Origin of the sequence: Gluconobacter vitians (assembly GCF_015244565.1) — a bacterium.
Classification (GTDB): Bacteria; Pseudomonadota; Alphaproteobacteria; order Acetobacterales; family Acetobacteraceae; genus Gluconobacter; species Gluconobacter vitians.
Genome location: NZ_JABCQG010000008.1, coordinates 73,838 through 86,755 on the forward strand (window position 1 = coordinate 73,838; position 12,918 = coordinate 86,755).

Annotated in this window: 12 protein-coding genes; 7 read left to right on the forward strand and 5 right to left on the reverse strand. The window is 61.1% G+C overall.

Annotation, left to right across the window (positions count from 1 at the left end):
* Positions 1–112 precede the first annotated feature (112 nt).
* A complete protein-coding gene (locus HKD24_RS07780) occupies positions 113–1,204 on the reverse strand; it encodes an SDR family oxidoreductase (protein ID WP_194259771.1) in 1,092 nt (363 codons plus the stop codon).
* Between the two features lie 109 nt (positions 1,205–1,313).
* On the opposite strand from HKD24_RS07780, the gene HKD24_RS07785 reads away from it, so the two are divergent.
* From HKD24_RS07785 to HKD24_RS07800, 4 genes are all read left to right on the forward strand, one after another.
* Positions 1,314–1,703 carry a winged helix-turn-helix transcriptional regulator gene (locus HKD24_RS07785; RefSeq protein ID WP_194259772.1) on the forward strand — a complete coding sequence of 130 codons (390 nt, stop codon included), beginning with the start codon at positions 1,314–1,316 and terminating at the stop codon, positions 1,701–1,703.
* Between the two features lie 125 nt (positions 1,704–1,828).
* Complete coding sequence (locus tag HKD24_RS07790; RefSeq protein ID WP_228124254.1) at positions 1,829–4,321, forward strand: mechanosensitive ion channel family protein; 2,493 nt, start codon at positions 1,829–1,831, stop codon at positions 4,319–4,321.
* A gap of 225 nt (positions 4,322–4,546) precedes the next feature.
* On the forward strand, positions 4,547–4,861 hold the full coding sequence (locus tag HKD24_RS07795) for a hypothetical protein (protein ID WP_194259773.1): 315 nt from the start codon (positions 4,547–4,549) through the stop codon (positions 4,859–4,861).
* A gap of 15 nt (positions 4,862–4,876) precedes the next feature.
* Positions 4,877–5,110 carry a hypothetical protein gene (locus HKD24_RS07800; RefSeq protein WP_194259774.1) on the forward strand — a complete coding sequence of 78 codons (234 nt, stop codon included), beginning with the start codon at positions 4,877–4,879 and terminating at the stop codon, positions 5,108–5,110.
* A gap of 77 nt (positions 5,111–5,187) precedes the next feature.
* Here the strand turns inward: HKD24_RS07800 and HKD24_RS07805 are convergent, their stop codons facing one another.
* Positions 5,188–6,408: a YncE family protein gene (locus HKD24_RS07805; RefSeq protein WP_194259775.1), complete on the reverse strand. Its 1,221-nt coding sequence runs from the start codon at positions 6,406–6,408 to the stop codon at positions 5,188–5,190.
* Positions 6,405–7,262: a creatininase family protein gene (locus tag HKD24_RS07810; RefSeq protein WP_194259776.1), complete on the reverse strand. Its 858-nt coding sequence runs from the start codon at positions 7,260–7,262 to the stop codon at positions 6,405–6,407. The genes HKD24_RS07805 and HKD24_RS07810 overlap by 4 nt, the downstream gene beginning before the upstream one ends.
* Before the next feature lie 122 nt (positions 7,263–7,384).
* Here HKD24_RS07810 and HKD24_RS07815 point away from each other — a divergent pair, with 122 nt between their 5' ends.
* On the forward strand, positions 7,385–7,882 hold the full coding sequence (locus HKD24_RS07815; RefSeq protein WP_194259777.1) for a DUF2721 domain-containing protein: 498 nt from the start codon (positions 7,385–7,387) through the stop codon (positions 7,880–7,882).
* 284 nt (positions 7,883–8,166) lie between these two features.
* Entirely contained in the window at positions 8,167–8,304 is a 138-nt protein-coding gene (locus HKD24_RS07820; protein WP_153429664.1) for a hypothetical protein, read from the forward strand.
* Between the two features lie 79 nt (positions 8,305–8,383).
* On the opposite strand, the gene HKD24_RS07825 is transcribed toward HKD24_RS07820, so the two are convergent.
* Positions 8,384–9,631 carry a multidrug effflux MFS transporter gene (locus tag HKD24_RS07825; protein ID WP_194259778.1) on the reverse strand — a complete coding sequence of 416 codons (1,248 nt, stop codon included), beginning with the start codon at positions 9,629–9,631 and terminating at the stop codon, positions 8,384–8,386.
* A gap of 145 nt (positions 9,632–9,776) precedes the next feature.
* Positions 9,777–10,799, reverse strand: a complete 1,023-nt coding sequence (gene pstS / locus HKD24_RS07830) for a phosphate ABC transporter substrate-binding protein PstS (RefSeq protein ID WP_194259779.1) — start codon at positions 10,797–10,799, stop codon at positions 9,777–9,779.
* Positions 10,800–11,130: 331 nt separating this feature from the next.
* Here pstS and HKD24_RS07835 point away from each other — a divergent pair, with 331 nt between their 5' ends.
* Entirely contained in the window at positions 11,131–12,834 is a 1,704-nt protein-coding gene (locus HKD24_RS07835; protein WP_194259780.1) for a porin, read from the forward strand.
* The last annotated feature ends 84 nt before the right edge of the window (positions 12,835–12,918 follow it).

Sequence of the window (12,918 nt, forward strand, 5' to 3'; positions counted from 1 at the left end):
GCAAGACAGGCTCATTCCAACAATCAGGACAGAACCGCAACCATATCACTGACTGAAACGGAAAACAGGACCTTTACGGTAGCCAAACTGCAAAAGCCCTAAGAACCGCCCGTTACGGGATCAGTCGTTCCGCCCGCAGACGGGTGAACAGATCGGTAAAAGAGTCCGGCGTGTACTGGTAATCCAAAAACCCGGCGCGGCGGCTCTTGCTCATATCCGTCACACATTCGACCGGCCGCCCCAGATCCGCATCCGTATGCCAGGCCGAGGCCAACCGCCCGATCCGGCTCTCCGTCAGACCGTATTTCGCGGCAATCTGCTCCCAGAGTTCCGCATCACCCGAAAGCGTTTCCTCAAGCGAGGTCGCATGCCCCGGATAAGGCGCAGCCTCAATCCCGAACCATACTGCCAAACGCGGCCAGAGCCATTTCCAGCGCACCAGATCGCCATTCACAATATTGAACGCCTCGTTCCGGCCCGCCGCAGACGTGGACGCCCAGAGCAGCTGCCGCGCCAGTTGCCGCGCATCCGTCAGATCGGTCAGCCCATCCCACTGCACCGGCGATCCCGGAAAGACGAACGGCCGACCGGTTTCCCGGCAGATCGTCGCATAGACCGCCAGCGTGCTACCCATATTCATCGCATTGCCGACCGCATAGCCGATCACCGTATGCGGACGATGCACGCTCCACGAAAAGCCATGGCGCTCGGCCGCTTCGTAGAGCGCGTCTTCCTGATCGTAGTAGAAATTCCGCAGATCCAGTCGGGGCACCTCCTCCCGGAACGGCGTCACGGGCGGCTCTCCCGACGCATAGGCCTCGAACGGGCCAAGATAATGCTTCATGCCGGTCGTCAGCGCCGCGTGAACCAGAAGCCCCGGCTCCGGCAAGGCTGCGAACAGGTTGCGCACCATCGCCGCATTGACGCGGCAGTTCTCTTCCTCGGTCGCCTGACGCATCCAGGAGCAGAAGAACACATGGCTTGGCCGCAGATCCTTCAGCGCTTCGGCGAGCGACGACGGATCCAGCAGATCGGCCGCCACCGGCAGCACGCCCGCCACATCATGGCGTGGCCGACGGGCCAGACCATGCACCGTCCACCCCTCGGCCACGAGACGCGCCGCAAGATTCTGGCCGACAATACCTGTCGCCCCGACCACCAGGGCGGTCCGAACTGGTGCCACAGCAGGAACAGAAGAGGTCATGGGATTTTTCCTTTGCAGAAAACAGGGTCTGCTCCACATCTGATACGACATCCCCAATTCCACCAGACGGCACCTTTTCGTGCCCTGGTGACCAGAAGGTTCCCACTCCATGACATCGCCGCTGCCCGATCACTACCGTCAGGCACCTTTCGCCGAAGACTGTGCGCCGCGCCGGATTCTGAGGCTTTTCAGCGGTAAATGGACCACCATGATACTGCACACGCTGCATCTTCTGGGTGGTACGGCCCGCCCCGGAAAGCTCCAGCGCAGCATCCCCGATCTGTCGAAAAAAATGATGATCCAGACTCTTCGTGATCTTGAATCGCAGGGCCTCATCCGGCGCAATGTCCGGCAGATCATGCCACCCCATGTCGATTACAGCCTGACGGAACTCGGAAAGACCTTCGTGGAACCTGTCGAGCTGCTCTATCACTGGGCCATCCGCAACGCCGATGCACTCGACCGGCTCGCACAGCACGAAGCCTCCATATCCGAATAGGCCGCCCGCATGAAGAGGGCGGGACAGGGCCGCCGCCTTGTGCCATGTTTGCGTCAACAGACTGTGCCCTGTGCATGTCACAAAACCCACTCCAGAACGCGTACTCTGAAGGACTCTCCAGACCGATGCCGTTGATACCCCGTCCCGATCCCGCTTCATTCTCCGCGCCACGGACCGGACGGTCCCTCCCCGGTATCCTTCTCTTTCTGGCCCTCAGCCTCCTGACGTCTCTGGCGCCCGCCATGGCGGCGGACAGCACCACGACCACAACGGACGCTCCCCTCAACAAGCAGGAAGCGCAGCAGCTCCTCAACGTCCTGAACAATCCCAAGGAGCGGGAATCCTTCACCCATACCCTCTCCCTGATGGCCCGTGGCCTTCAGGTCGAGACGCCCGCCACAACACCAGCACCCGCGGCTCCGGTGGCAGCGGCCCCCAAAGCGGCTCCTGCAAAAGTTACACCCGCCAAGCCGGTCGCCGAAGTCCCGCCCGATATCCATACCGGCCTGAGCAGCATCCGCCTTCAGGCTCTCGGTTATCTGCATAATTTCCTCGGACTGTTCAGCGACCTTGCAATCGTCGGCCACTGGGCCCACAGGATGCTGGCCTCGGCAGACAGCCGCACCACGATCCTGCACGCCTTCGGAGGCGGGCTCATCGTCATGCTGTGCGGCATCGCCCTGGAACGGGTTGTCGCCCTCAGCCTCCGCAAGCCGCTCCGGCAACTCACGCAGAATGCCGAGAACCGCGAACAGCGCAGCGCAGTCGCAACCGAAGAAGACACCCCGCAGGAACCCATCGTCGATGGCTCCAGCCAGACCCGTGCTGCAGACCAGCGCCGACAGGTCGAAACCCTGCGCTTCCTCGCCCGCGTCCCTTACGCGCTGGGACATTTCGCCCTGAAGGCCGTCCCGGTCCTCGCCTTCCTGGCAGTGGCCTATCTCGCCATTCTGATCTTCCCCTGGAATGCGAAGACCGACAACGTCATCATGACGCTGGCCAACTGCTACGCGGCCGCCCGCTGCCTGTATCTGTTCGTCGAAACCGGCTTCGCACCACGGTCCCCCACCATCCGCCTCCTGCCCGCCACGGACGCCACCGCCTTCCTGCTGACCCGCTGGTGGAACGTGCTGGTCGCCGCTCCCGCCATCATTTTCTGCCTCTCCACACTGGGCGGCCAGTTCAACCTGTCACCGCGCGGCACGGACGCCATGATCCGCGGCGTAGTCCTGATCGAACACATTCTGATCGCCATTTTCATCTGGCGCATCCGTCACCTCGTCAGCCGCGCCCTGCAACCCCGCGCCGTTCCCGACACCGCGATGTGGACCTTTATCGTCGCCCTTACCCGGCTGTGGTGGGTCCCGGCCATGTTCCTCGACATATCGCTGTGGATTGTCTGGGCTGCCCATCTTCCGGGCGGCTACCGCTGGATTCTCGACACCACCGGCATCACCATCGGCATCCTGGTCGCCTCCCGGCTTGTGGCGGTCATGGCTTATGGATTGCAGGACCGCTTCTTCCGCATTAATCCGGCCCTGACCGAACGTTTTCCCGATCTGCAGAAACGCGCCGACCGCTACTATCCTTTCGCCCGCAGGATCCTGACCGGCGTCCTCTTGTTCCTGACCCTCATCGCCATGACCGAAGCCTGGGGCCTGCCCACATTCGGCTTCTTCCTTCACAACGCCATCGGCCGTCACCTGATGGATGCCGTCCTGACGATGCTGGTCGCCCTCACCGTGGCCGTCACGATCTGGGAAATCATCAACGCCCTGCTGAGCCAGCAGCTCAACCGCTTCGAAAAATCGGATCAGATATCGAGGGCAACACGCCTGCGGACCGTCATGCCGATCATCCGCACCGTCCTTCTGGCGGTCATCATCATCATCGTCGCGGTCACGACACTATCCCAGATCGGTATCAATGTTACCCCGCTGCTCACCGGCGCAGGCATCATGGGTGCCGCCATCGCCTTCGGTTCGCAGAGCCTGGTCAAGGACTTCATCACGGGCTTTTTCATGCTCGTCGAAGACGCCATTCAGGTCGGCGACTGGGTGACAACCAGCGGTGTAGCTGGAACGGTGGAAAACCTTTCCATCCGTACGGTGAAAGTGCGCGACTTTGATGGCGACCTTCACATCATTCCATTCTCGTCTGTATCCTCCATTGCCAACACCGCGCGAGGCTACAACCAGATCGTCATCAAGCAGCAGGTTGACAATTCCGAAGATCTGCCGCGTGTGGTCGCCCTGATGGCCGATACCATCAAAGAGATGCAGCAAGATGCCGTATTCGGTCCACTTCTGCTGACCGGATATAATGATCTGGGAGTCGATACCAGCGACAGCAACGGCGCAGTGCTGATCGGAACGATCAGAACCGCACCAATGATGAAATGGAAGGTCAAACGCGAGTTCTACCGCCGCGTAGCTAACCGTTTCGCGAATGCCGGGATCAAATTTTATACACCCACGGCCTATTCCACAACTCCACCGGGCAACGCCATGCGTATCGCCGCCGACGTGCGCCTGCCATCCCCTGCTAACGACGCTCCCGCCGCGCCAACACCACCAGCCCAGGACAACGGCAAGCCGGAGGGCAACGCACCGGCCTGATCCCCAGACCGAACCATGGGCGAGGCAATGCCATTCCGGCATGCTTCGCCCATAATTATTAATCAATTAAATAAAGTCTTGATTTAAGGTTCCGACAGGATCATCCTGTCTCCGTATTATCGAGAACCCTCCTCACCGCTGCCACGCAGACGATTTCCCGGCCCGATTTTCCTGTGGCCCCGCATCGCCCGCCAAACGGCGAGGATCATGCCAAGGAATCCAGCGATGTCTCTTGTCCTGGTCTCATCAGATTCGTCCGCCCCCGATCAGAAAACCACTCCTGCGACTGATCCTGGGGCTGCACCAATGGCGCGCCCCGATCCGGCCGCGCTGGCCGAGAAGAACCGTCAGGAAGAGCGGGTCCTGAAAAAGCGCTTTATTGGAATGGTCCTCGGCCTCGTGTTTGCGCATGTCTATGTGGCGCTCGCGCTGGCCTATTCCTACATGGACGACCACAACCACCTGCACACCTGCTGGCTCCCGCTGCTCGGCGCCTTCATCTGCGGGATGATCTTCGTCTTCCACGTCTCGATCTCGTAACCCGGAGAGGCATCCATGACCCGTACAGTCCGCCACGCATGGCTCCAGCCCTTCCTGTCCACAACATTGTGGACGCTCGTCCTGATCGACATCGCCGTCATGACCTACCTGGAAAACCAGGATTTCTTCAAAGACTACGCCGGCTGGGCCTGGCCCTCCGTCCTGATCACCGGGATCATCGGTTACTTCATCGGCCCCGCGATTGACCGCTTCTTTTCCAAGGAACCGGCGACACCGAACCGACGCTGAGAGCGCCTTTCGTCCACAAGACAAAAAAGGGAGACAGAACACTGTCTCCCTTTTTCAATCCATCACTCCCGCGGACCTTACCGCAGGATGCCCGTATGCCCGACGCTGTAGCGTCCCGGCTGCGGCCAGACCGTCAGGCCATGCGGCTCTGCGCCGACCGGGATCTTGCGCATCGCTCCCGTATCGGTATCGATCGCATAGACCACGTCATCAAACCGGCCCGACAGCCAAAGCAGCTTGCCGTCCGCGCTGACATTGCCCATGTCCGGGCTACCGCCACCGGGGATCATCCACGTCTTGATGACCTTGTCCGTCGCGAAATCGATGATCGATACGCCACCCGGACCATGCTTCGGACCATGAATGCGGTGTGAGCCACGATTGGCGACATACATCAGCTTGCCGTCACGGCTCGGATACAGGCCATGCGTGCCGATACCCGTCGGGATGAAGCCGGTTTCCTTGAAGGAATCCCCGTCCACAACGAACACGCCATCCGCCATCATGTCCGCCACATAGAACTTGTGACCATCCGGCGCCGTCAGAATGTCCTGCGGCATGCCACCCTTGGACAGCTTCAGCATCCCGATCATTTTCAGGTTCACTGTATCGACCTTGGCGACATAACCGCCGAACTCGCAGGTGAAGATCGCGTATTTGCCGTCGATGGAGAAATCGGCGTGATTGACGCCCTTGCATTCCGGCGTCTCGACCGAGCCCTTCAGCTCCATCGTATGCGGGTCGCGGAAGTCCAGGCGCTTATGCGCCTCGGCCACCGTAATCGCGTATTTCCCGTCCGGCGTGAAATACATGTTGTACGGATCATCCACGGCAATGGACGGGCCCGGCTTGGCCGTCGCCGGATTGATCGGCGTCAGCGACCCGTCCGGACGGCCTTCGCTGTTATTCGTCACCCACAGCATCCGCAGATCCCAAGACGGCACCACATGCTGCGGCGAATGCCCGACCCGGAATGTGTCCACGACCTGAAAGGACGCCGGATCGATAACGGACACGCTGTCCCCGCGCAGGTTCGGCACATAGATGCGGGCCGGGTCCTGCGCAATCGCCGGCGAGATATGGGACGGTGTCGTCTCGCTATAGATGTTCTTCGGGTCAATCACCGGCGGCATGCCCGGAATCGTCTGGATACCGGAGGCCGCGACCGGCGCCGCAACAGGTGCGGAAGCATCAGCCGGAACCGGCACCATCGGGGCACTCGGGGAATATTCCTGCGCATGGGCCGCGGCAGCTCCCAGCAGCGTCATCGCTACCAGAAGAGGAGTCTTGAATGTCATGGATGGCTCCTTTGGAAAGACTGGATTGCCGCAACCGCGGTCCGGATCTGCATGTCCGTGCCGATCCGGCCGAGCCCGGCCGATGCGCGCCGCGGATCGCCACCATAGACGCCCTCGGCCGCACCCGGTTTCGGAGCCGCGCGCAACGCATCCTGACGCACAAGCGACGGATCAACCGCCAGCATCAGCGACGTATCGCTCAACTCCGCATGAAGCCCCACCTCTGCCGCATGCCCCTGCGCACGCAGGGCATCAGCATATTGGTGAGGAACAACTTCATAGTAATCGCGCAGGTAAAGCACGGCCGCTTGGCCCTTCCAGGCCCGGTTCAGCTCCTGCGCCACCTGCGCCATGAAAGACTGGTATCCGCCATGATCGCCCAGCAGCACGATCCGCTTGAACCCCTGAACGCGGAAACTCTCCGCAGCGCCTTTGAGCAGTCCTTCGAACACGGCGGGCGGCACAGAAATCGTGCCCGGAAACTTCATGTGAGACGTGCGCGGACTCGTTGAGCCTTCCGGCACATACGCCACAACAGGGGCCACCAGCGTATGCCCGGCCTGAAGCGCAATGGCATCCGCCAGAACCTGCGCCCGCACATTATGCTTGCCGACCGCCATATAAGGACCGCTCTGCTCGGTCCCGCCTACGGGAATGATGATGGTATCTGTCCCCGCCTTCACATCCCGCGCCACCTCGGTCCAGCTCCGGCAGGCGAACTCGGCCTGAAGTGCTATTCCACTGCAATGCGGTGGCGCGTCCATCACGGCCTGCGCCCGCACCGCCGGAACAGACAGCCCCAGTCCCACACAGAGCAGGGCGACACGACAGGACAGGCGACGGAGAAACAGCATCAGGGCCGGGACATCTCTTGTAATGGCTGCCCTTCCCTACTCCATCTGCCCCCTCTTTTGCCAGAGGCGCCTTTTCCGGACCCTGCGTCTTTCCGCAATCGGATCATGCAGTATAAGACACTATGGCTTTTCCGATTTCCTACGATCCCGATCCCGTCGACAGTGCCGCCCACCTGATTCAGGTCGCGCTCACTCCCGTCTTCATGCTCTCGGGCATCGGCACGCTCATCAACGTCTTCAACACACGCCTGGCCCGCGTTGCCGATCATCTCGAAGACGTCCGCAAGAAGCTCAGCACACCCGCTACGGATGATGCGCCGGCCGATCCACTCAACACCCCCGAACGTCTCCGCACCCAGCAGACCCGCCTGCACCGCCGCGTCTTCGTGCTGGATGCCGCGATTCTCCTCAACGCGATCGGCGGCGCCTCGACCTGCGGTGCGGCCATGGCGCTGTTCGTCGGCTCGATCCGGGACGCCTCGACGTCAGCATGGCTGCTCGCACTTTTCGGCATAGCTCTCGCCTGCACCGTCGGATCGCTGATGTTTTTCCTCGCCGACACCCTGCTGAGCTGGCACGGACTGCGCCGCGACACGGATCTGAGCCTCGACGCGGAATAACCATCCGCGCAATTTTATTTCAAAAACCACCCGGAACGGTACCCTTTCCCGAAAGAAATACCGATCCACAAGCGCACGCAACTTTACTTTAACAAAAGCGAAATAATCGCCTGACGGAAACAAAAACAGCGTCTCCGCAAAGAAGGTAAAAGTTTAAAACGCATTTATGCATGGAATGCAGGGCTGACCCTGCATCTGTATTTGTTGCTTTGGACCCCGATTCTGGAGTTTCTCCCGCTGCACGCCGCAAAGACGGCAAACAAAACCACACGGAGATTTTCCAAATGACGTCCATGACCCTGATCCACCTGATCGGCCTTCCCACCAGCCTGCTCGCACAGTTCTCGATGGTTGCCTTCGTCCCGATGATCGGCGCCCTGATGATCGCTACGGTCGCTTCCGACCGCGTTTCCGAGAGCTGATCACAGTTATCTCGGGACAAGCCCGGCCATCGTGCCGGGCGTCCCGCTCCTGATCTTTTCCGGCTGACGCGTATCGCGTTCAGTGACGGACCGAGAGGTAGGATTCCGGGTCCAGCCGGCGGCGCCACAGATCGCACAGCCAGCAGAAGCTGATCCCAACCAGCATCCCGACCGATGTCGATCCGACCCAGTGTGTCGGCAGAAAGGACATCATGACGCCCGCCAGACCGGCGATCGTCCAGTTCATCGTTCCCATCAGTGCCGAAGCCGCGCCCGCCTGATGCCCATGATGCGTCAGTGCCAGGATGCCCGCATTCGGTCCGATGAAGCCCAGCGAAAATGTCGTGCACCAGATCAGCGTGCACAGGATCCACGGATCTTTTGGCCCCGCAAAGCCCGCCAGACAGATCAGAACGGCCAGAATACAGAACACCAGCACCGCCAGCATCCCGAACTCCATCACCCGCGTGAACAGGAACCGGTTGGCCAGCCGTGCATTGATCTGCGAGCCCAGAATGAAGCCCACACCGTTCAGCCCGAAGAGAATGGCGAACAGATGCGGCGAGAAATGCAGGATGCCCTCGAACAGCGCCGGCGCGTTCGACAGATAGGCGAACATCGTGAACGTCCCGAAGCTGACGACCATCACCGCCGAACAGAATAGCGGCTCCCGCAGCAGATCCCTGTAACGGGCCACCATTCCGCTGACTGGCAACGCAAAACGCCGGTCCAGAGGCAGCGTCTCAGGCAGCAGGAACAGCGTGCCGAAGAACATCACGATGCCAAAAGCGACATTCGCCCAGAAGATCAGCCGCCAGTTCCCCAGATCCAGCAGAAAGCTCCCGATCGAGGGCGCTAGCAGAGGCCCCAGACCGAAAATCAGCATCAGCTGCGACATGAGCTTTACACCCGCCGCCCCGGTCGCCACGTCCCGCACCATCGCACGAGGTGCGACGGAACTGATCGCCCCTCCCAGAGCCGCAACAAAGCGCAGCACACAGAACATGTGAAAACTGGTCGTCAGCGCCAGTCCGACCGAAGCAAGAGCATACACCACCAGCCCGCACAGAAGCGGCAGCTTGCGCCCATAGCGGTCACAGAGTGGCCCCAGGGTGAACTGCCCGATCGCCAGCCCCGCCAGCCAGGCCGTCAGCGTCAGCTGTGCCGATCCGGCCCCATGCCCCAGATCATGCTCCAGCGCCGGGAAGGCCGGCAGATACATGTCTGTCGAAACGGGCCCCAGAATGAAGATCACACCGATCAGCACACGGGTCAGGGCATTCATCCCCGGCGGGGACGTCTGTTCGGAAAGCGACGTAGCGGACACGCAGGCACCATGGCTGGACTATCAGAAAACCGAAAACGGGCTTCCCCTGCTGGAGAAGCCCGTTTCCATACTCAACGCCTTTTTGCCCGGACTGACCAGCCCTGAATTCAGGGCCGGCCGGTGCCTTCGGACGGAAACGCAGACCTTACTTCGGCCAGTTGGCCAGAATGTCCGTCTTCACGTTCTGCGGAAGACCGACATAGTCGAGGCGGGCATTATCCGCGTCACCATGCTGGAAACCCCACGTAAAGAAGTTGCGCACAGCCTTGCCGGACTCTTTCTGGGCGGCATCGACCGGCACCAGAACGAATGTTGCCGTCACGATCGGCCAGGAAGAGGCACCATCCGTATCCAGCAGGTTCACTGCATAGTGATCGGCATGGGCCCAGTCAGCAGCCTTGGCAGCTTCGGCGAAGCTGGCCAGCGTCGGCTCCACGAAGGCACCGCTGTGGTTCTTCATCTTGGCGATGTTGAGGTGATTCTGCGCGGCATAGGAGTACTCGACGTAACCCACACCACCTTCCGTCTGGCGCACCATGGCGGCAATGCCGTCATTGCCACGCGCACCCGAACCGCCCGGCCAGGCGATGGACGTGCCGGCGCCGAGCTTCTGCTTCCAGGTCGGGGAAACCTGCGACAGATAGGACGTGAAGACGTAGCTTGTGCCCGAACCATCGGCACGGTGGATCGGTGCCACATCCGTGTCCGGCAGCTTCAGACCCGGGTTCAGGGCCTTGATGCGGTCGTCATCCCAGGTCGTGATCTCGCCGTCATACAGACCGGCCAGCGTCGGACCATCGAGACGGAGCTGCCCCGGTGCGATCCCCGGTACGTTTGCCACGACCACGATGCCGCTCATGACGGTCGGGAACTGGTACAGCTTTTCCTTGGCCAGACGGTCGCCGCTCATCGGCTTGTCGGATGCACCGAAATCAACCGTCCGGGCAATGACCTGATCCTGACCGGCGCTGGAGCCCACGCTCTGGTAGTTCACGGCAATACCGGTCTGGCTCTTGGCCGCCGTGCCCCACGCACCATAGATCGGTGCGGCGAAGCTGGACCCTGCGCCAGTGATGTCCGCAGCCTGTGCAGAGGACGAGGTCATGGCAGCAGTGCCAAGGGCCGTGGCAACAAGAAGACCGAATAGCGGAGCTCTGCTCTTGATCATGGGAATCCCTTATGGGGCGTGAAAACTGCGCCCTTAGTAACGCTGACCAGAAAACAGAAACAGTGGGCCATGCGTGATAGTTTCATGACAGGGTCTGGAGACCGGGAAGTGCCAAAATGTCACACCTTTCTTCCCGCTGATTACCAGCCTGGCCCGCTTCCGCAACAAAACTGACATACGAAATCTGAAAACCGCAGTTTCCCGCGCTTTAAGCCCGGACTGTCATGGAACTGTCATGTTTCCGTCATGAAACCTTCCCATTATTTCAAAATACGAATCAGATACCTGAACTGCGGAACACACGCCCTCCCCAGAAGGACGCACCGCAGCAATGGTTTTTTCTTTCCGCCGGACCACGGCCCTCCCCAGGGCGCTTTTGGCCACGACGACCCTGGTTTCACTTCTTCCTCTTTGTGGCCATGCCCGGGCCGCCGACCAGATGCAGATCATGGAACGGCAGATCCAGGCCATGCAGGCACAGCTCTCCGCCATGAAGAAAGAGCATGCTGAAGAAGTGAAGCGCGCCCGCGCCGTTCTGGCCCGCCAGCGGGAAGAAGCCGAAAACAACCCCTACGCCCAGCGTGGCCGCTATATCGGACAGCCGCGTCCGGCCGCACAGCCGTTCATCAGCGTCCGTCAGGCCAAGCCGGGTGCGGATGACGGCCGTCCGCCGTCAGACCGCGCGGATGTCTCCTCCTGGGCAGACTTCCAGCGCGCCACCGCGCAGGACGAAGAAGTCAGCGTCGGCGGCATCAAGGTCGGCTTCCCGAATGGTCGCCCCACGATCCAGTCGTCTGACGGCGCCTATGCCCTCTCGATCGGCCTTGCTTATCATGAAGACTTCGGCGGCTTCTTCAATTCCGGACCCCGCCCCGGCGAGACGCGCGGCGCCTTCAACGGCTTCACATCCAACCAGCGCCGTCTGCGTATCCCGTTCATGTTCCGCTACAAGAACTGGGTCGCAGCCGTCACGCCTGACTTCGGCGCGAACCATAACGACGGTTACGTCGGCCTCTATGAAGGCAACCTGAACTATACCGGTCTGCACAACACGGTCCTGACCGTCGGTTACTTCCAGCCACGCGTGACCGAGGAAGATTCCGAAAGCTCCAACGACTTCTTCACGCTCGAGCGTCCGAGCATCACCGACATGGTGCGTAACATCGCCGCAGGCGACGCCCGCTTCAGCGTCGGTGGCCTGCATTACGAGAAGCGCTGGTGGGTCGCCGGTTACTTCACGGGTCAGGAATGGGGCCATCGCAACGCCTCTGACATGAGCTCCACCTATTATGGTGGCGGCAGCGGCTCCACGGTCGACAGCCAGACGGGCGCCGTATTCCGCGTCGCCGGTCGTCCGATCGCCACCAAGGATGTGGACCTGCATGTTGGCGCTTCCGCAATGTCGGCCTTCAAGGTGGCCTGCAACACAGGCTCCGATCCGAACCACTGCACCCGTTCGACATCTTTCGGACAGCGTCCCGAGTTCGACATCGGCGAAGCCAATCTGGCCGCGACCGGTGGCATCAGCAACGCCGCACAGGTCTGGGCCGCCGGTCCGGAACTCGGGCTGCGCTGGCGCCGCCTGATCGTCAAGGGTGAGTACTATCACGTTGGTGTGGAACGCTCAGCTCCGGGTCTGAAAACCGCAAGTTTCCAGGGCTGGTACGGATCCGCCGCTTACACCCTGTTCGGCAACCCGCGGATGTACAACTACAAGGAAGGCGCATTCGGCGCTCCAGGCGTGAAGGCTTCCGAGGAATTCAATCCGGCCCTCAACCAGTGGGGCGCACTTGAAGTCGTCGGCCATTACAGCGTCATCGACCTCAACAGCAATCTCAACGACGCAAACGCCAAGAACGTCATCCGCGGCGGCCAGCAGACCGTCTGGACCGGCGGCCTGAACTGGTACCCGAACCGTCATTTCGCCCTGAAGCTGGACTACAGCCACTTCATCGTGTCCCGCAGCAACCAGGCCACCAACACCGCCGGTCGCACCGGCAACTCCATCGCAGCCCGTATCCAGGCCGCTTTCTAAACAACACAACTACTCTCTCCTGAACTCCGGTTCAGGAGAGGCCCTTCATTTCTCAACACCATTGCGTGCATGCCCGCATTCCCG

Bases quoted from the DNA above. Each gene is read 5' to 3' on its own strand.
- HKD24_RS07780 (WP_194259771.1), bottom strand. From the start codon at position 1,204: ATGACCTCTTCTGTTCCTGCTGTGGCACCAGTTCGGACCGCCCTGGTG.
- HKD24_RS07785 (WP_194259772.1), top strand. From the start codon at position 1,314: ATGACATCGCCGCTGCCCGATCACTACCGTCAGGCACCTTTCGCCGAA.
- HKD24_RS07790 (WP_228124254.1), top strand. From the start codon at position 1,829: ATGCCGTTGATACCCCGTCCCGATCCCGCTTCATTCTCCGCGCCACGG.
- HKD24_RS07795 (WP_194259773.1), top strand. From the start codon at position 4,547: ATGTCTCTTGTCCTGGTCTCATCAGATTCGTCCGCCCCCGATCAGAAA.
- HKD24_RS07800 (WP_194259774.1), top strand. From the start codon at position 4,877: ATGACCCGTACAGTCCGCCACGCATGGCTCCAGCCCTTCCTGTCCACA.
- HKD24_RS07805 (WP_194259775.1), bottom strand. From the start codon at position 6,408: ATGACATTCAAGACTCCTCTTCTGGTAGCGATGACGCTGCTGGGAGCT.
- HKD24_RS07810 (WP_194259776.1), bottom strand. From the start codon at position 7,262: ATGCTGTTTCTCCGTCGCCTGTCCTGTCGTGTCGCCCTGCTCTGTGTG.
- HKD24_RS07815 (WP_194259777.1), top strand. From the start codon at position 7,385: ATGGCTTTTCCGATTTCCTACGATCCCGATCCCGTCGACAGTGCCGCC.
- HKD24_RS07820 (WP_153429664.1), top strand. From the start codon at position 8,167: ATGACGTCCATGACCCTGATCCACCTGATCGGCCTTCCCACCAGCCTG.
- pstS (WP_194259779.1), bottom strand. From the start codon at position 10,799: ATGATCAAGAGCAGAGCTCCGCTATTCGGTCTTCTTGTTGCCACGGCC.
- HKD24_RS07835 (WP_194259780.1), top strand. From the start codon at position 11,131: ATGGTTTTTTCTTTCCGCCGGACCACGGCCCTCCCCAGGGCGCTTTTG.